Raw genomic sequence first — 18165 nt, forward strand, 5'->3', positions numbered from 1 at the left:
TCACCATGATAGATTTGATACAATAAATACGCTTTTTTGGCGTAATCATCATTAACAATGGTTGAGAAAATCGTAGGAAGACTCACCGTTGATGGCAAGTCATTATGCTCATTTTTAGCCAATGACACTAAATCCTTTTGAGTGTCATCGGATTGAGAAAAAGCATAACTTGTTGCTAATGGTGATAAATGAAGTTTTGAAGACGTAAAGCACAAAGTTATCAGTGTAGCTAAAGTCACGGTGGCTATTCGAAATGGCTTAATATTAGGGAGCATGACTATCCTTTTACATATTCATCATAATATTAGTTACCTAATCCATAATGTTTTCAACAATGTAATATTTAATATATTGGTATTTTATTAAATAAATTAAATTAAGATGATTCATTTAATAATTAATGGGTATAAATAAAAAAACATAGCCCCACATAAGTGGGGCATATGGATTACGACATTGCATTGCTTGAAAGCTAATTTTACTGGCTGTTATCGTTTACGCAATCTTTTTTCTGCTCAATGTGTTTTTTACTCTTGAAAAGATCAGTCAGTGGCGTGCGTAATTGTTGTGCTAACATTACACCAAGTAAGACCACTCCGCCGCCTAATAGATGGTAGCTTTTTAATTCTTCGCCGAGCGCAAAAATCGCGATAATTGCTGTAAATACTGGCGCTAAATTCATAAAGATAGATGTTGTATTGGCACCTAAGCGCATCACACCTTGGATCCACATCGCAGGGGCGATAATTGATGCTGCAATCCCTGCGAAGGCCACAAGACCAATATTATGGCTATTGAGTGAAACATCGTCAGCCAATAAAAAGTTAGGTATTAATAGGAGCACACCAAAGAAAATCTGCACATACAGTGAATCCCAACTTGATAACTGAATTGCCCAACGTTTAGTCAGTACGCCATATAAAGCATAGGCTGCGGAGGCAATTAACATCAATAGCTCACCTGTACCAAGTCCTTGAGAAAATAGAGTGGCAGGGTTTCCTTGACTCACTAGCCAAACTAACCCAACCAATGACAGTAGTGTACCGATAAAAATACCGACCGTTGGAATGACTCGTAGGACAAATATACTAATTACCACGGTTAGCAATGGGATAAGTGAGTTCATGATCCCCATAAAGGTTGCGCTGACTGAGTGGGCCGCATAATAAGCAAGGCTTTGATAAAGCATCATGCCTAGTGCCCCTAAAATGGCTAATTGCCACCAATGTTTTTTGACAACCGACCAATGCCTAAGAACTGAACGCAGTACGAATGGAGTCATGACTAATAGTGCTAATGCCCAACGGTAAAAAGATATTGCCGCAGGATCGATGGCCGTTGCAGCCGCTTTATTGACAATCGCATTGATTGACCACAGTAAAACCGCTATTAACGGAAAGATTAAATTTTTCATCAAATGCTTCTCCCTAATGATGGCAATAGTATAGCCTTGTCAGATTTTTTATATATACTGATATTCAGACATTCGATAACGGTTTTCAGACAACATTCATGAAACAAATTACAAACACATCGAAACGACTAATTAATGAGTGCAATATCATTGAACCTGCGTTTATTGCCTTACGGCATGAACAAATTGATACCCAGACAGAGTATAAATCTCACTCTCATTCGTTTGGGCAATTGCTCTATGTGGTGTGTGGGATCATGGAAATGGAAGTTGGCGGTAAGCATTATCTAGCGCCACCTGAATTTTGCATTTGGATACCTGCCGATGTCCAGCATGCGAGTTTTAATAAACAAAGTGTTAAATTTCGGATCATCGATTTTGCACAACACCTCAGCGGCAAGTTAGCCTCTCGTGCCTGCGTAGTTCGACTAAGCCCCATTTTTCAGACGATTATGTCCGATTTTTATCAAAGGGGAATTGTTGAGCCTCAAACCGATGAAGATAAGCGTTTAGCCAGTGTGTTGGTTGACCAATTTGCACTTTCACCTTGCCAAGATACCTATCTTCCTATCACAAAAGATAAATTTTTAGCTCCCATTTTAGATGCCTTACAGAGAGACCCCACTGATAACTCGACTTTAGCGCAGTGGGCTAAACGCAGTTACACCTCAGAACGAACGTTATCGCGTCGTTGTCAGCAAGAGCTAGGGATGTCGTTTAGTGAATGGCGTCAGCGTTTACGTTATTTGCATGCGGTAGCTGGGTTAGAACGCGGAAAAAGTGTGCATGAGGTCGCGCTGGATGTGGGCTATAGCTCCGCATCGGCATTTATTGCAATGTTTCAGCAAATATCGGGTGTGACCCCCGATCGTTTTCGTACTAAAGAATCGTTAAACGAAGTAAATCGTACATAGGAAATGGTGCTGGAACGTGGCAAAATAGATGACATACTCGTCATACTTCAAATTGCAGCGCTTCTCATTAATATAGGGTACCTACACTCACTGACGCTAGCTACAGTGTTTTCTATACTTCTAGCTGAGCGTTCGTTTATCGCCTAGCTGCACCTTGAATGATTTAGAGTATACTTTGCATTTTTATTTAAAAGACGCGTGATGATATTGGGGCGAATTCAGTGAAAATTTTAGTTGATGAAAACATGCCATATGCTCAGCAATTATTTAGCAAGCTAGGTAAAGTTACTGCTGTGCCAGGCCGCCCAGTACCTGAAGGTGAATTGCTTGATGCCGACGCACTTATGGTACGTTCAATTACCAAAGTTAACAGCGCATTACTTAGCCATACACCAGTTAAATTCGTGGGTACGGCAACAGCGGGCTTTGATCACGTCGATACAGCATGGCTCAACCAAGCCAAGATCGCGTTTTCTTCAGCACCGGGTTGTAACGCAATCGCTGTGGTTGAATATGTATTTTCTGCATTATTAATGTTAGCGGAACGCGATCATTTTGATTTGCGTGATAAAACAGTCGGAATTATTGGCGTTGGTAATGTTGGAGGCCGTTTAGCCAATCGCTTGGCAGCTTGGGGGATAAAAACATTATTATGCGATCCTCCTCGTGCGCAAGCAGAAGGTCAGGGCGAATTTTTACCTTTAGAAACAGTACTGGCGGAAGCGGATGTTTTGACTTTCCATACCCCATTGAATATGGATGGTGCGGATAAAACCTACCATTTAATGGATACTCAACGTTTGGCTGAGCTACGTGATGGCACGATCCTTATTAATGCTAGTCGTGGTGAAGTTGTTGATAATCAAGCTTTGTTATCACTATTGAAACAAGGTAAATCGCTTTCTGTCGTTTTAGATGTGTGGGAGCCCGAGCCAGATTTAGATATTGAATTACTTCAATGGGTAGACATTGGCACACCACATATTGCAGGTTATACCCTTGAAGGTAAGGCACGTGGTACAACCCAAGTCTACGAGGCGTATTGCCAATTCTTAGGCAAACCAGACAATATCGCGCTGTCTTCTTTATTACCTACACCTGAAATTAGCGCACTAACATTTCAAGGTAAATTATCGCAAAGTCAGCTCAAAAGGCTGGTTCATCTCGTGTATGATGTGCGTCGCGACGACGCTGCATTGCGTGAAGTCGCCGCAATACCCGGTGAGTTTGACAAATTACGCAAGCACTATCAGGAGCGCCGTGAGTGGTCGTCTCTCAACATTCGTTGTGATGATGATCAGGTTGCATCACAACTATCTGCACTGGGTTTTAATGCACATTTAATTAAGTGAATACAGCAAACAACGATGATAAGTTGATGATTACATCATTAACTTATTATTTGCTAATTATTTCATTTAATCGTTATTTTTTGGAGAAACAGCAATGACTGAAGGTTGGAATATTGCGTTATTGGGTGCAACCGGCGCTGTCGGTGAAGCCATTTTAGCATTATTACAAGAACGCGAATTTCCGGTTGGCGAATTGTACTTGTTAGCCAGCGAGCGAACAGCAGGGGAGAGCATTCGTTTTAATGGCAAAAGTTATCAAGTCCAAGATGCTACCGACTTTAATTGGTCGCAAGCTCAAATGGCGTTCTTTGCTGCAAGTGATGAAGTCAGCTTGCAATATGCGGAACAAGCGGCACAAGAAGGTTGTATTGTGATTGATAGCAGTGGTGTGTTTGCTCTCGAACCAGATGTCCCTTTAGTTGTACCGAGTGTAAACCCGCATGTCTTAGCTGATTATCGCAATCGTAATATTATTGCTGTTGCAGATAGCTATGTGAGCCAATTATTGAGTGCCACTAAGCCATTAATTGATGCGGCAGGAGTGGGACGTATTACGCTGACAAATATGTTATCTGTTTCTGCTTATGGTAAATCGGCAGTGGATGAACTCGCAGGACAAAGTGCCCGTTTGTTAAATGGCATCCCAGCTGAAGAAGGCCGTTTTACTAAACAACTCGCATTCAATATGTTACCAACATTAGCCGATGAAGAAGGCAGTGTACAGCAAGAGCGCCGTCTGGTTGAGCAAGTACGCAAAGTATTGCAGGACGATGGACTACCCGTTGCTGTGAGCTTTATTCAATCACCAGTATTTTATGGTAATGCCCAAGTAGTTTACCTTGAAACCTTGCGACCAGTCAGTATGGAAGAAGCTCGCGATGAACTTGAACGTTTTGATGATATTCAGGTCTCAGAAGAAGGCGATTATCCAACTCAAGTGACTGATGCCTCTGGCAACGATTATTTGAGTATTGGTTGTATCCGTAATGATTACGGTATTCCTGAAATCTTACAGTTTTGGTCTGTTGCCGATAATGTGCGTTTTGGTGGTGCATTGATGGCAGTTGAAACCGCAGAAAAACTGGCTCAGGAGCTATCTTACTGATGTCCGAGTCAACCCAGTTGTCTCGCATTGCGTTAGGCATTGAATATAACGGTAGTCGCTATTATGGCTGGCAACGCCAACAAGAAGTAAAAAGTGTACAAGGTTGTCTCGAAGAAGCGCTGTCTAAAGTGGCTAATCAGCCGATTAGTGTGTTTTGTGCGGGGCGTACTGACGCAGGCGTACATGCGACAGGGCAGGTGGTGCACTTTGATTCGCCAGTAGTGCGCAAAGAGGCAGCGTGGACAATGGGCGTTAATACCCATTTGCCTGACGATATTGCCGTGCGTTGGTGCCAAGGTGTTGATGAAGAATTTCATGCGAGATTCAGTGCAACAGCACGTCGTTATCGTTATGTCATTTTTAATCATCGCTATCGACCTGCGATTTTATCGAATGGCGTCACGCATTTTCATTATCCATTGGATGAAAAAAGAATGCATCAGGCGGCGCAAGTTCTATTGGGGGAAAATGATTTTACCTCATTCAGAGCAGTCCAGTGCCAGTCAAGGACGCCTTGGCGTAATGTAATGCACGTGCAAGTTAGCCGCCATGGTAACTATGTGGTGGTGGATATCAAAGCCAATGCATTTGTTCATCACATGGTCAGAAATATTGTTGGAAGTCTGCTAGAAATTGGTTGCGGTAATCAAGATATTAATTGGATGGCAGAATTACTGGAACTTAAGGACAGAACAAAAGCTGCGGCGACCGCTAAAGCTGAAGGTTTGTACTTAGTTGCGGTTGATTATCCTGAGAAATTTGCTCTGCCATCGAATGTGATGGGGCCGCTTTTTTTAGCCGATGAGCTGATGTAAATCTAATCTTAAGAATCTTAGATATAGCAGGGACGCTATTCATAAATCACGAGGACACTTATGGAGTTTATCAGTTTTATTATCGATTTCATTCTGCATATCGATGTGCATCTAGCAGAGCTGGTTGCTGAATATGGTACTTGGGTGTACGGTATTTTATTTCTGATCTTGTTTTGTGAGACTGGGCTGGTAGTAACCCCATTCTTACCTGGTGATTCATTATTGTTTGTTGCAGGAGCGATTTCCGCATTAGATAGCAATGATTTGAATGTGCATTTAATGGTTACACTGATGATCATCGCGGCCATTTTAGGTGATGCAATTAACTATACAATCGGTCGTATATTTGGCGAAAAATTATTTAAAAATCCCGATTCAAAAATTTTCCGTCGTGTTTATTTAGATAAAACCCATGCGTTTTATGAAAAACACGGTGGTAAAGCCATTATATTGGCGCGGTTCGTGCCGATTGTTAGAACTTTTGCGCCATTTGTTGCAGGAATGGGCAAAATGTCTTATCGTCATTTTGCCTTTTATAATGTGACAGGTGCGTTATTATGGGTGTTATCATTCACTTATGCAGGTTACCTGTTTGGTGATTTACCGTTCGTACAGCAGAATTTGAAATTATTGATAGTCGCCATTATCTTTATTTCTATTCTTCCGGGGGTGATTGAAGTGATCCGTCATCGCCGTGCAGCAGCGAGAGAAAAGCGTGTCGCTACGCAAAACAGTGATAATCCGTAACGGATTTTAAATTTTTTTATCCACAGTGGAGTACCATTGTGGTTTAATGGCACAAAATTACATACTGGTGTTTTACCTGAGAGGCGTTATATGCGGCTTCTCAAGGAAGTAGCCAGAGATCAATCAGACGAAAAGGTCTATTAATGAGCTGGATTGAAAAAATATTAAAGAAAGGTAACTTGACCCAATCAACTAAAGTCAATATCCCTGAAGGGGTTTGGACTAAATGTGATAGTTGTGGACAAGTATTGTATGGGGCTGAGTTAGAGCGTAACTTACAAGTGTGCCCTAAATGTGATCATCATATGCGCATTCATGCACGCCAGCGCCTTGAAGCTTTTCTTGATGAAGACTCTACAACGGAATTAGGCAGTGAACTTGAGCCAAAAGATATACTCAAGTTCCGTGATTCAAAAAAATATAAAGATAGAATTTCAGCGGCTCAAAAAGAGACGGGTGAAAAAGATGCTATCGTGGTAATGAAAGGGACGTTAAAAGAAATGCCAATTGTTGCGGCGGCATTTGAATTCTCTTTCATGGGTGGCTCAATGGCATCCGTTGTTGGTGCTCGCTTTGTTCGTGCAGTTGAACAAGCTCTAGAAGATAACTGCCCATTAGTGTGCTTCTCTTCAAGTGGTGGCGCGCGTATGCAAGAAGCGCTGTTGTCACTGATGCAAATGGCGAAAACCAGTGCAGCGTTAGCAAAAATGCAAGAACGTGGTCTGCCATACATCTCTGTATTAACTGACCCAACCATGGGTGGGGTATCGGCAAGTTTAGCGATGTTAGGTGATATCAACGTCGCTGAACCAAAAGCGTTAATTGGTTTTGCAGGCCCACGTGTTATCGAGCAAACGGTACGTGAAAAATTGCCTCAAGGCTTTCAACGTAGTGAGTTCTTGTTAGAGAAAGGCGCTATCGATATGATCGTTCGCCGTACTGATATGCGTGATACGTTAGCTGATGTATTAGCAATGTTAACCAATAAACCGAGCTTCAATACAGAAGAGTTTGTACCAGTGATTGAAGAGGAAGTGAAAATCGATATCGCTAAAGACGATGTTGTCATCGATGCTCATGAGCAAGTAAAGGACTCTGCTAAGCATAAAAAAGATGATGAGTAATCAATTTACTATTCCAAATGCCGAGTCTCCATTGGAGACTTGGCTTTCATATCTTACAGACCTGCATAGCCAAAATATTGATATGGGGCTAGAGCGCGTCGGACAAGTTGCTCGTCAAATGGGGTTGCTTCAACCCGCACCTCACGTGATCACCGTGACAGGCACTAATGGTAAAGGGACAACCTGCCATACTCTTGAATCTATTTTAATGGCGGCTGGCCTCAAAGTGGGAGTTTATAGTTCACCACATCTAGTTCGCTACACCGAGCGGGTACGTATTCAAGGTCAAGAGCTAGCTGAAGCGGATTTCTGTCGTGTATTTGCTGATATAGAAGCGGAACGTGGCGATATTTCATTAACTTATTTTGAGTACGGCACATTGGCAGCGCTGAAGTTGTTTAAACAGTCTGCGTTAGATGTGGTGATCCTTGAAGTAGGGTTAGGTGGGCGTTTAGATGCGACCAATATCGTCGATGCTGATGTCACGGCAATCACCAGTATTGCTATCGATCACACTGATTGGCTAGGCTCTGACAGAGAACACATTGGTTTCGAGAAAGCGGGTATCTTTCGTGGTGGTCGTTATGGTGTAGTCGGTGAACCTGACATGCCTGAATCGATCGGTCAATATGCCAATGAAATTGGTACTCTGCTGTTTCGTCGTGATAAAGATTGGTCTTTTGAGCAACACGAAAATAATTGGTCATGGCAAAGCGATAAATACCAGTGGGCGAATTTACCGTTACCTAATGTACCGCTCGCTAATGCAGCGACTGCTTTAGGGGTTATTTGTTGTCTCAAAGAAACTAACCATCAACTAGCCAATAAAATTACTGATCAGGCGGTGAGAGAGGGCTTGAAGTCTGCTCAACTCCCTGGGCGTTTTCAAATTATTGGTGAGAAACCGTTGATGATACTGGATGTGGCGCATAATCCACATGCAGCAGGTTATCTGGTGACTCGTTTAGCGCAACTTCCTTCGGTTGAAGGGCGACGGATCCGTGCGGTAGTTGGTATGTTAGGCGATAAAGACATCCAAGGCACATTAACGCGTTTATCTGAGCAAGTGACGGATTGGTATGTGGCGTCATTAACTGAGTTTCGTGGTGCATCAGCATCTCAATTAAGCCAATATCTAGATTCGCCAAAGGTATTTGATTCGGTTGATGAAGCATGGCAGCAAGCTTGTGTTGATGCAACAGAGAAGGATATTGTGATTGTTTGTGGTTCTTTCCATACTGTTGCTCATGTAATGATGTTGTTAGATCAAACAAAAGGATAGCGTAGGTGGCAAGTAAATTTCAAAATCGTCTTGTCGGCGCCATTGTTTTAGTTGCTGCGGGGATCATTGTGTTACCCGCATTACTTGATGGCGATAAGAAATACAATGAAAATGAATTTGCGGCCATACCTATTATTCCAAAACCGGGTGACGAGCAAGATATCGAAGCGATCGCACCGCTGACGCAATCTTCGACGTCAGGCGCGGTATCGGAAGCCATGATATCTGAAGCGATTTCTGAGCAGAAACAAGATGAACAGCAGCGCGAACAGCAATCTGCCACAACATTGCCAGAAAAAGAGGTTACCCCAACTGAACAGCCTAAAAAGCCAGAACCTAAACCTACGCCAAAACCTGAAGTGAAGCCAGTGCCGAAGCCGGAACCAAAACCAGAGCCTAAGCCTGAAGTTAAAGCTCCACAGGGGAAAGCGTTTGTGGTGCAGCTTGGTGCATTGAAAAATTCAGTGAAGGTTGAGGAAATTGTCGCAAAATTACGGTTGTCTGGGTATCAAGTTTATACGGTTCCTTCACGACCAGTGAATGGCCAATTAACGCGTATTTTTGTTGGGCCAGAAGCTTCACGGCAACGCTTAGAAAGCGCATTACCTGAGTTGCGTTCGATAACGGGGCTGCAAGGTGAGATTAGGGCTTTCAAGCCATGAGTAAATCATAGTATTGAATTAGGAATAAAATACTCGTTATCATTCGATTTATAGCATATTGCGTTGAAGTATAGTGACTATACTCAACGCAATAGTCATATACTGCTGTAGGCCCTTGGCGACGAATTGATTTGTCGTCTAGTTGTATTTCGAATTATTTAGAGTATAAAAATTTGAGTTTTTAACCAATTGTAGCGGCGAATATGAATTTTTCTTTTCGCCGTTGGTTTTTTTAAATTGTATGTAAATTGGTTACGCAAACGTTTTCGTTTTCTGTTAGAATGCACTCCAGCCACTGCCGTGGGTGCGAATTTTGGAATGAAATATGGTCTGGTTAGATTATGCAATTATTGCCATCATTGGCTTCTCGGCACTGGTAAGCCTGATCCGAGGGTTTGTTCGCGAGGCTTTATCACTGATAACATGGGGCTGTGCATTCTTTGTTGCTAGTACATTTTATCCTTACTTAGCACAGTATTTTACGCGCTTTGAGGACATACTAGTCAGAAATGGTATTGCTATTGCTGCATTATTTATTGCGACATTAATTGTCGGTGCAGTTGTTAACTATGTGATTAGTTCTCTGGTTCAAAAAACTGGCTTATCGGGCACAGATCGTGTTCTGGGGATCTGCTTCGGTGCGTTGCGTGGTGTGTTAATTGTATCTGCGTTATTATTTTTTCTTGATACCTTTACACCACTTCCTCAAAGTGAGGATTGGCAACGTTCGGAACTTATTCCGCAGTTCAGTCATATAATCAGGTGGTTCTTTGACTACCTGCAAAATGCGTCAAGTTTCCTACCGGAGAATATTTCTCCGTCTGGCTGATGAGGAAAGACTAAATGTGCGGTATTGTCGGTATCGCCGGTGTATCACCGGTCAACCAATCTATTTATGATGCTTTAACTGTGCTTCAGCACCGTGGGCAAGATGCAGCAGGGATTGCTACCATTGATGGCAAAAATAATATTCGTTTACGTAAAGCGAATGGCCTCGTAAAAGATGTTTTTGAAACACGGCATATGCTCCGACTGCAAGGTTGCATGGGAATTGGCCATGTACGTTATCCAACTGCGGGAAGTTCAAGCGCATCAGAAGCACAGCCCTTCTATGTGAACTCGCCTTTTGGTATCACCCTTGCTCACAATGGTAATCTGACAAATGCGCATGAACTGACGCGTCGTTTATTTGAAACAGCTCGCCGTCATGTGAATACCACCTCGGACTCTGAAATTTTATTAAATATATTGGCTTATGAGTTAGACCGTTTTGATCACTTTCCACTTGAGCCAGACAATGTATTTACTGCTGTTGCTGCCATGCATAAAAGATTGCGTGGGGCATATGCATGTGTGGCCTTGATTATTGGTCATGGCATGTTGGCATTTCGTGATCCTCACGGTATCCGTCCATTAGTATTAGGTCGTCGGGTACTGGAAAATGGGGCTGAAGAGTACATGGTAGCTTCAGAAAGTGTTGCATTGGACACACTAGGCTTTGAGTTTTTACGTGACGTTGCACCCGGAGAAGCGGTTTATGTGACCGAGAAAGGTCAACTGTATACACGCCAATGCGCCGAGAACCCACAATTAACGCCATGCTTATTTGAGTATGTTTATTTTGCTCGCCCAGACTCTTTTATCGATAAAATATCAGTGTATAACGCAAGATTGCGTATGGGGCAAAAATTAGGCGCTAAAATTGCTCGTGAGTGGGAAGACTTACATATCGATGTGGTGATCCCAATACCTGAAACATCTTGTGATATCGCTTTAGAAATCGCGCATATTTTAGATAAGCCATACCGCCAAGGTTTTGTGAAAAATCGTTATGTTGGCCGCACATTTATTATGCCAGGGCAACAAGAGCGTCGTAAATCAGTTCGCCGTAAGCTGAATGCTAACCGTGCGGAATTTCGTGATAAAAACGTATTATTGATTGATGATTCAATTGTACGTGGTACCACCTCAGAACAGATTGTTGAACTGGCGCGTGAAGCAGGGGCAAAAAATGTTTATTTTGCATCTGCGGCACCTGAAGTTCGCTTCCCGAATGTGTACGGTATTGATATGCCAAACGCCAATGAATTGATCGCACATGGTCGTGAAGTTGATGAAATCCGTAAGCTCATTGGTGCTGATGGTTTGATTTTCCAAGATCTCAGTGATTTGGTCGACGCTGTTCGTGAAGAGAATGCGGAAATCAGTGAGTTTGAATGTTCAGTGTTTGATGGTATTTATGTCACAAAAGATATCGATCAAACCTACTTAGATTATTTAGAGAATCTACGTAGAGATGATGAGCTAAAAATTAAAGATCAAAATGAGATTGAGAACCTAGAGATTTATAACGAAGGTTAATCATTTTTGATTTAAGAAGAAAACCAGCCTATGGGAAATTCCATTTTAGGTTGGTTTTTTATTAGATAAGGTTTATATCTTGTTCAGCGAGCCGTAGCTTAAAAGTTACTCCTAAACATAAAACAATCTCTATTATTTAATTTAATACTACTGAAAATTTCGATATTCTGAAAAGTTAACATCTTTGATTTTGGCGATCTAACCGGTAGATTTGAAGGTTTTTAATCACAATAGCTGTTATGATTAGCGCTGGATATATTCGTTGGAAAGAGGGTGGCATGAAAAAGCTAATCATTGGTTTAACTGGTGCGAGTGGTGCCATTTATGGCATTAGGCTATTAGAAGTTTTAAAACCAGTGGATCATGTGGAAACACATCTTGTGATGAGTGCGGCTGCTCGCCAGACATTATCGTTAGAAACTGACTACACAGTAAAAGATATCCAACAGCTGGCTGATCATAATTATGATAGCCGTGATATCGCGGCTGCGATTTCATCAGGTTCATTTCGTACAGCGGGCATGGTGATCATGCCATGTACCATGAAAACACTGTCGGGCATTGTACATAGCTATACTGATACGTTAGTCACGCGCGCAGCAGATGTGGTATTAAAAGAAGGCAAAAAATTAGTGTTAGGCGTACGTGAAACCCCATTACATCTCGGCCACCTGCGTTTACTGGTACAAGCAGCCGAAATGGGCGCGGTGATCATGCCTCCAATGCCGGCTTTTTATCATCAACCCCAAACAATTCAAGATATTGTTGATCAAACAGTAAATCGAATTCTAGATCAATTTGATATTCAATTAGAACAAGATCTCTTTACCCGTTGGCAAGGTAGTAAATAATAAGTTTTAAGGCTGAATTTGATTATATTATTCAGCCTAATAATATAAATCTTATTTTTTATTGTGTTTTAAATAAATCCTCTAAAGCAATTTTCAATTCAATATATTCAAATTGAAAGCCCGCTTCTTCTAAGCGCTTAGGAATAGCTTGTTGACCGCCAAGAACTAATGCAGCAGCTTCACCCAGAATGGCTTTAATGGCAAAGGCAGGAGTACGAATAAACGCAGGACGGTTAATAACTTCGCCTAAAATAGCTGAAAATTGATCATTATGAACGGGATAAGGGGCTGTCATATTAAATGGCCCTGATAATGAATGATTATCGAGTAAAAAGCAGATTGCATTTACCATATCATCGATATGGATCCATGGCATAAACTGTTTTCCATGACCAATAGGACCACCAGCGCCCATTTTAAAAATAGGGAGGACTTTTGCCAATGCTCCACCATTTAATGACATGACGACCCCAGTACGTAATATGCATACCCGTGTTGCTGGTGATTCGGCATTTTGAGCAAGCGCTTCCCAATGTTGACATAAATAATGGGTAAATTCGTCGTGGGGTTGTTCAAATTCATCTACAACCGCTTGCCCTTGATCGCCATAATAACCGACAGCGGAGCCGGATAAAAAAGTATGTGGTGGTGTATCACTGGCTGCAATTAATTCCGTTAAGCGTTGAGTTATTACCCAGCGGCTTTCACATAAGATTTTTTTCTGTTCATCGCTCCAGCGTTTTTCGGCGATAGGCTCTCCTGCAAGGTTAATTACCGCATCAAATTGATTAAGGTTTTGCTTATCTTGAAGAGAAGTCCAACATTCAACAGCTTTACAGAAATGACTGTAAACTTTTTGTGGAGAGCGGCTTAGTACAGTTACTTTATCTGAACGCGCAACAAGTCGTTGCACGAGGGGTGTACCAATTAACCCTGTACCGCCAGTAATAAGTATCCGCATAATCGCCTCCTGTGAAAAATGGGACTAATATCGAGCCTATTTGTGCTAACTATAGCAGTTGCTTCATAAATTTGCTGAGGCTGTTAACAATTTTGTGAAAATAATTTCATAAGGAAATGAGAAATGTCGATTAATTCGTCAATAGTACGGAATAAACACTCAAATTTATTGGTGTTTGCTTGCAAGGGAGCAATGAAAAGAATACCTTGTTATGTGCTCGGCATACATCGAGTTGTAGTGTTGTTGAATGTTGAGTTATATCGGAGAGATAGACTGTTTGCTTGACCGTTTTCGGTAAAGTTCTATGGCATAACAACTGTACTTAACAGGCTGATAAAAAAGGTTTTAAGGATGGATGAACAAACCGAAGTGGTTGAATGGGTTGATATTGTTGATGACAACAATGAGGTGATTGCCCAGGCAACTCGCAGACAAATGCGTGCAGAAAATCTACGTCATCGTGCGACCTACATTGTTGTCCATGATGGCATGGGAAAAATTTTGGTACAAAGGCGAACTGATATCAAAGATTTTTATCCAGGTTATTTGGATGCAACGGCAGGTGGAGTGGTAACTCAAGGCGAAAATATTCTTGATTCCGCAAAGCGTGAAGCACAAGAGGAGCTTGGGGTTTCTGGAGTACCATTTGCTGAGCATGGCTTATTTTATTACGAAGGTGAGAACTGTCGTATTTGGGGCGGTTTGTTTAGTTGTGTTAGTCATGGCCCATTTGCTTTACAGGAATCTGAAATTGTTGAAGTCAGTTGGTTAACACCTGATGAAATTAGCGCGCGTTGTGATGAGTTCACTCCAGATTCACTGAAAGCACTCTCCTTATGGTTAACGCGTAATAATCAATTTGATAAAGCCATTTCTTGTGCTGATAGCTAGAGGCGTTGATTTTGACGGTGAATTTTTATTCGAATTAACGGCCAACTAGGTAGGGTAGATGAGAGGTTCGTGGTCTACTGAATTTGGCGATAGCCTCTCAATATTGCCTCATATGAATGACGCATGTTTTAAGTGTACTGGTAGACTGACATGTAAGCATAATACTTAACTCGAACAATGGAGAGTTGAGTTGATCAAGATAATCATCGATTTTTTAACTTTTGTTTTATCTTTTTAGTTGTAAGGATCAGCAGCAAAGGTCAATCATCCTTACATATACTATCAATAATCCCTCCGCAGAAAGAGCTAAATATTAAAGTTATTTCAATCAGTTAACTGTCAGTATTGGCTTTTCAATTATGCTTCCACTTATTTCCTATATAGTATTATCTAGAATAATGTATAGCTATTAGTTATAAATGGTAGAAAGATTAATTGTTATATTCATCACCCCGCAAAGCTTACTGAGTGGGGTGGTATTGATATTTAGACATCACCCGAGAAATTAAATAATGACAACATATAAAGATATCTCTTTTTTGAAAAAACAACACCTTGAGAATGTCACAAAGAAAGCGCGTCAAATCATGGAACGTGATGATATCGAAGTGCTCATCGCAACAGTTGCTGATAACTTCTATCATCTAACAGGATTTGCGAGTTTCTTTATGTATACCTTTAGACAAACGGGTACAGCGATTGCCGTTATTTTTCGTGATCCTGCGATAAAATCACTGGTTATTATGAATGAATTTGAAGCGGCAAATTTGCAATTAGAAATGCCGAATGCACATATCGTAACTTTCCCTATTTGGGTTGATGTTGATGATCCGTACAACCCCGACCATGGCAAAGTGATAAAGCCACGACCGATTAATAGCCCAATTGAAGCTATCTTCAGCTTATTAAAAGACGCTCTAGCAGATGTTAAAGGGGATGGTAAACAGGTTGCTATCGAGTTAAATCAAATTAGCTACGCAGGCAAAGTGTGGTTAGACAAAGTGATCCCTGAACTCAATTTAGTGGATTCTGCGCCGTTATTTAATGAATTGCGTATGATTAAAAGTGAGTGGGAAATAGTGCAGCTAAGAAAAAGTGCGGAAATTACCGAAGCAGGTATTCAAGCTGCAAGTGAGTTAATTAAAGTTGGGTGTACTTCAGCCGAGTTAACCGCAGCGTTTAAAGCGAAAGTTATGCAATATCCTGAAACGAACTATAGCCGTTTTAATTTGATCTCGGTAGGCAGTGATTTTTCACCCAAAATGTTACCTGACAATATGCCAGCCAAAGAGGGTGATTTAATTAAGTTTGATTGTGGTGTTGATGTGGCTGGCTATGGCGCTGATATCGCTAGAACATTTGTGGTGGGTAAAGCAAATGACAAAGTTTCATCGCTTTATCAAACCATCCAGAAAGGGCATGAATATATGTTAAGCCGAGTTGCACCGGGAGTGCAATTAAGTGATGTCTTTAATGACACTATGGCATTAATTCGTAATTCTGGCTTGCCTCACTACAATCGTGGTCATTTAGGTCATGGTGACGGTGTTTTTACTGGGTTAGAGGAAGCCCCGTTTGTGAGTGCGGCGGCACAGGAAGTGTTTAAAGCGGGTATGGTAATAAGCCTTGAAACACCTTATTACGGCATTGGGGTTGGAAGTATTATGATCGAAGATATGTTGTTGATCACCGAGGATGGAGTCGAAATGCTGAGCCATCTACCACGAAATTTAGTTTCTCGTGGTTAATCATCAAGGAGCTTATCTATGAAATGGTATCACTTTTTGGTCATCTTTCCTTTACTAGCGCTGACGGTAGGTATTTATTATGCCAATCGTGTAGAACCGTTTGTGATGGGACTGCCGTTTTTAATGTTTTGGATCGTTGCTTGGGTGGTTGTTAGTGCACTTATTATGCTGCTAATTAATGTATTAGACTCTAGACACAGTAAGGAAGAACAATGAGCTCAGCATTAGTTGTTATTACGCTGTTTTTCCTGTTTAGCATTTATCTTGCGCTTAGAGCCAAAAAAGGTAAAACCATGGATCACGAAGGGTGGTCGGTGGGAGGGCGTAGTTATGGTGCGTTGTTGGTTTTTTTACTCAGTGCAGGCGAAATTTATACCACTTTTACCTTTTTAGGGGGAAGTGGTTGGGCATATGGTAAAGGACCCGCAATTCTATATACATTAGCCGTCAATGCATTTATGGGGATCTTTTTGTATTGGGTGCACCCACGAGTTTGGCGATTTGCTAAAGAAAATGATATCAGAACGATTTCAGATTTCTTTGGGGCGAAATACCATAGTCAAGGTTTAGCATTGTTAGTTAGTTTAATTTCAATTGCAGCAATGGTACCTTTATTTGTCTTACAGCTTAAAGGGTTGGGGATCATTGTGTCTCAGGCCTCTTATGGCGCAATTCCTGCTGATATGGCGATTTGGATTGGGATCATTGCTGTTACTTTGTTTGTGATGATTTCAGGTATTCATGGTTCTGCATGGACATCAGCGTTAAAAGATTTGATGATATTACTGGTAGTGTTATTTATCGGTATTTATATTCCGCTGCATTATTATGGCAGTTTTGGTGATATGTTCCGTGCGATTGATACCGCAAGCCCTGGCTTTTTAACCTTTTCAGAAAAAGGGTTAAATATTCCTTGGTATATTTCCACTATCTTCTTATCGGTAGTTGCCTATTTTTGTTGGCCACATTATATGGCGGCGGTATTTACGGCAAAAAATGAAAAGTCATTGAAACGCAATAGTATTTTAATTCCTGCTTATAGTTTGATCATGTTATTTGCTTTCTTTGTGGGCTATGCTGCAATCCTACAAATACCTCATCTTGACGGCTCACAAGTTGATTTATCGTTATTTGAAATTTCTAAGGCGACTTTTTCACCCGTCATTGTCGGTTTAATTGGTGCCGCGGGAATGTTAACCGCATTGGTTCCAGGTTCGATGTTGCTGCTGACAACATCGAATATGTTAGCGGGGGTGGTGCAAAAAGCGTTAAATGTCAGTGAAGAAAAACGCCAATCTGGTATTTATGCACGCTTTATGGTGCCACTGGTTGCTTTAGTCAGTTTGTATTTTATTTTCCACAGTAATGATACTTTGGTAGCGATAATGCTACTTGGTGTCAATATTGTTGCGCAGTTTTTCCCTGCGTTATTAATGAGTTTTAGAAAATATAATCCGATGTCAGCTGCTGGGGCGATCGCAGGCATTATTGCAGGCGTACTTTTCCTCGCTATCACTTATATTGAACATATCTCATTATCTCAATTATTCCCTTGGTTAAGCGAGGGACTTGAGTTTATGAATATCGGTATTGCTGCATTTATATTAAATATACTTGTTGCTACGATTGTATCTTTATTTACTGTTAAAAAATAACAGACAAAAATAAAATATTGTCTAAACACCAAAGCTAGGGGATATTTCTCCTAGCTTTTTATTTATTAGCCGTAATGATTTTTCAATTAATATAGTCATAAATTGATGAGTGTCTCACCTTGCATTAAGTCTAAATACCAGCAATTACTTTCCTTTCTATAAATAAAAATAACCTATTGAAATATTTAGCATTAATGACATTACACTTTATTGTTGTGTTATTTATGTAGCAAATCCGTCATGAATAAATATGAAGGTTAATGATATGTGAAAACGATCACGG

The 18165-nt window shown here is 41.1% G+C and carries 17 protein-coding genes; 15 read left to right on the forward strand and 2 right to left on the reverse strand.

The features are described from left to right. Positions 1–478: 478 nt before the first annotated feature. Complete coding sequence (locus M1E96_RS07395) at positions 479–1414, reverse strand: DMT family transporter (protein WP_283125344.1); 936 nt, start codon at positions 1412–1414, stop codon at positions 479–481. A gap of 98 nt (positions 1415–1512) precedes the next feature. Here M1E96_RS07395 and M1E96_RS07400 point away from each other — a divergent pair, with 98 nt between their 5' ends. The 11 genes from M1E96_RS07400 (at position 1513) to M1E96_RS07450 (ending at position 12627) form a co-directional block, all read left to right on the forward strand. Then, the gene (locus M1E96_RS07400) at positions 1513–2328 is read left to right on the forward strand and encodes a helix-turn-helix transcriptional regulator (protein WP_070929204.1); all 816 of its coding nucleotides are present in this window, start codon (positions 1513–1515) and stop codon (positions 2326–2328) included. A 221-nt stretch (positions 2329–2549) separates the two neighbouring features. Continuing rightward, a complete protein-coding gene (gene pdxB / locus M1E96_RS07405) occupies positions 2550–3680 on the forward strand; it encodes a 4-phosphoerythronate dehydrogenase PdxB (protein ID WP_337979909.1) in 1131 nt (376 codons plus the stop codon). A gap of 94 nt (positions 3681–3774) precedes the next feature. Further along, positions 3775–4785, forward strand: a complete 1011-nt coding sequence (locus tag M1E96_RS07410) for an aspartate-semialdehyde dehydrogenase (RefSeq protein ID WP_272579928.1) — start codon at positions 3775–3777, stop codon at positions 4783–4785. Continuing rightward, positions 4785–5600 (forward strand): tRNA pseudouridine(38-40) synthase TruA, encoded by an 816-nt coding sequence (truA, locus tag M1E96_RS07415; RefSeq protein WP_070929207.1) that lies wholly within the window; start codon positions 4785–4787, stop codon positions 5598–5600. The genes M1E96_RS07410 and truA overlap by 1 nt, the downstream gene beginning before the upstream one ends. Before the next feature lie 60 nt (positions 5601–5660). Then, complete coding sequence (locus M1E96_RS07420) at positions 5661–6347, forward strand: DedA family protein (protein WP_272579929.1); 687 nt, start codon at positions 5661–5663, stop codon at positions 6345–6347. A 143-nt stretch (positions 6348–6490) separates the two neighbouring features. After that, positions 6491–7471, forward strand: coding sequence for an acetyl-CoA carboxylase, carboxyltransferase subunit beta (gene accD, locus M1E96_RS07425; protein ID WP_319066644.1), 981 nt, complete (start codon positions 6491–6493; stop codon positions 7469–7471). Beyond that, on the forward strand, positions 7464–8753 hold the full coding sequence (gene folC / locus M1E96_RS07430; RefSeq protein ID WP_217495506.1) for a bifunctional tetrahydrofolate synthase/dihydrofolate synthase: 1290 nt from the start codon (positions 7464–7466) through the stop codon (positions 8751–8753). Before accD ends, folC begins: the two co-directional genes overlap by 8 nt. A gap of 5 nt (positions 8754–8758) precedes the next feature. Next, positions 8759–9415 (forward strand): cell division protein DedD, encoded by a 657-nt coding sequence (dedD, locus tag M1E96_RS07435; protein WP_272579931.1) that lies wholly within the window; start codon positions 8759–8761, stop codon positions 9413–9415. Positions 9416–9740: 325 nt separating this feature from the next. Beyond that, complete coding sequence (gene cvpA / locus M1E96_RS07440; protein ID WP_070929212.1) at positions 9741–10244, forward strand: colicin V production protein; 504 nt, start codon at positions 9741–9743, stop codon at positions 10242–10244. Between the two features lie 14 nt (positions 10245–10258). Next, a complete protein-coding gene (gene purF, locus M1E96_RS07445; protein ID WP_272579932.1) occupies positions 10259–11776 on the forward strand; it encodes an amidophosphoribosyltransferase in 1518 nt (505 codons plus the stop codon). A 278-nt stretch (positions 11777–12054) separates the two neighbouring features. Further along, positions 12055–12627: a UbiX family flavin prenyltransferase gene (locus tag M1E96_RS07450; RefSeq protein WP_140178666.1), complete on the forward strand. Its 573-nt coding sequence runs from the start codon at positions 12055–12057 to the stop codon at positions 12625–12627. A gap of 58 nt (positions 12628–12685) precedes the next feature. Here M1E96_RS07450 and M1E96_RS07455 read toward each other — a convergent pair whose 3' ends face one another. Continuing rightward, positions 12686–13588, reverse strand: coding sequence for a TIGR01777 family oxidoreductase (locus tag M1E96_RS07455; protein ID WP_272579933.1), 903 nt, complete (start codon positions 13586–13588; stop codon positions 12686–12688). A 351-nt stretch (positions 13589–13939) separates the two neighbouring features. On the opposite strand from M1E96_RS07455, the gene yfcD reads away from it, so the two are divergent. From yfcD to M1E96_RS07475, 4 genes are all read left to right on the forward strand, one after another. Next, on the forward strand, positions 13940–14479 hold the full coding sequence (yfcD, locus tag M1E96_RS07460; RefSeq protein WP_070929216.1) for an NUDIX hydrolase YfcD: 540 nt from the start codon (positions 13940–13942) through the stop codon (positions 14477–14479). A 530-nt stretch (positions 14480–15009) separates the two neighbouring features. Then, on the forward strand, positions 15010–16227 hold the full coding sequence (locus tag M1E96_RS07465; protein WP_319066679.1) for a M24 family metallopeptidase: 1218 nt from the start codon (positions 15010–15012) through the stop codon (positions 16225–16227). An 18-nt stretch (positions 16228–16245) separates the two neighbouring features. Next, positions 16246–16443, forward strand: coding sequence for a DUF3311 domain-containing protein (locus tag M1E96_RS07470; protein ID WP_272579934.1), 198 nt, complete (start codon positions 16246–16248; stop codon positions 16441–16443). After that, entirely contained in the window at positions 16440–17882 is a 1443-nt protein-coding gene (locus M1E96_RS07475; RefSeq protein ID WP_272579935.1) for a sodium:solute symporter, read from the forward strand. Before M1E96_RS07470 ends, M1E96_RS07475 begins: the two co-directional genes overlap by 4 nt. The last annotated feature ends 283 nt before the right edge of the window (positions 17883–18165 follow it).

It is taken from the genome of Providencia sp. PROV236, from assembly GCF_033676985.1.
Lineage (GTDB): Bacteria > Pseudomonadota > Gammaproteobacteria > Enterobacterales > Enterobacteriaceae > Providencia > Providencia manganoxydans.

Excerpts from the sequence above, each read along its gene's own strand:
- M1E96_RS07395 (WP_283125344.1), bottom strand. The coding sequence starts at position 1,414 with ATGAAAAATTTAATCTTTCCGTTAATAGCGGTTTTACTGTGGTCAATC.
- M1E96_RS07400 (WP_070929204.1), top strand. The coding sequence starts at position 1,513 with ATGAAACAAATTACAAACACATCGAAACGACTAATTAATGAGTGCAAT.
- M1E96_RS07410 (WP_272579928.1), top strand. The coding sequence starts at position 3,775 with ATGACTGAAGGTTGGAATATTGCGTTATTGGGTGCAACCGGCGCTGTC.
- truA (WP_070929207.1), top strand. The coding sequence starts at position 4,785 with ATGTCCGAGTCAACCCAGTTGTCTCGCATTGCGTTAGGCATTGAATAT.
- M1E96_RS07420 (WP_272579929.1), top strand. The coding sequence starts at position 5,661 with ATGGAGTTTATCAGTTTTATTATCGATTTCATTCTGCATATCGATGTG.
- accD (WP_319066644.1), top strand. The coding sequence starts at position 6,491 with ATGAGCTGGATTGAAAAAATATTAAAGAAAGGTAACTTGACCCAATCA.
- folC (WP_217495506.1), top strand. The coding sequence starts at position 7,464 with ATGAGTAATCAATTTACTATTCCAAATGCCGAGTCTCCATTGGAGACT.
- cvpA (WP_070929212.1), top strand. The coding sequence starts at position 9,741 with ATGGTCTGGTTAGATTATGCAATTATTGCCATCATTGGCTTCTCGGCA.
- purF (WP_272579932.1), top strand. The coding sequence starts at position 10,259 with ATGTGCGGTATTGTCGGTATCGCCGGTGTATCACCGGTCAACCAATCT.
- M1E96_RS07450 (WP_140178666.1), top strand. The coding sequence starts at position 12,055 with ATGAAAAAGCTAATCATTGGTTTAACTGGTGCGAGTGGTGCCATTTAT.
- M1E96_RS07455 (WP_272579933.1), bottom strand. The coding sequence starts at position 13,588 with ATGCGGATACTTATTACTGGCGGTACAGGGTTAATTGGTACACCCCTC.
- yfcD (WP_070929216.1), top strand. The coding sequence starts at position 13,940 with ATGGATGAACAAACCGAAGTGGTTGAATGGGTTGATATTGTTGATGAC.
- M1E96_RS07470 (WP_272579934.1), top strand. The coding sequence starts at position 16,246 with ATGAAATGGTATCACTTTTTGGTCATCTTTCCTTTACTAGCGCTGACG.
- M1E96_RS07475 (WP_272579935.1), top strand. The coding sequence starts at position 16,440 with ATGAGCTCAGCATTAGTTGTTATTACGCTGTTTTTCCTGTTTAGCATT.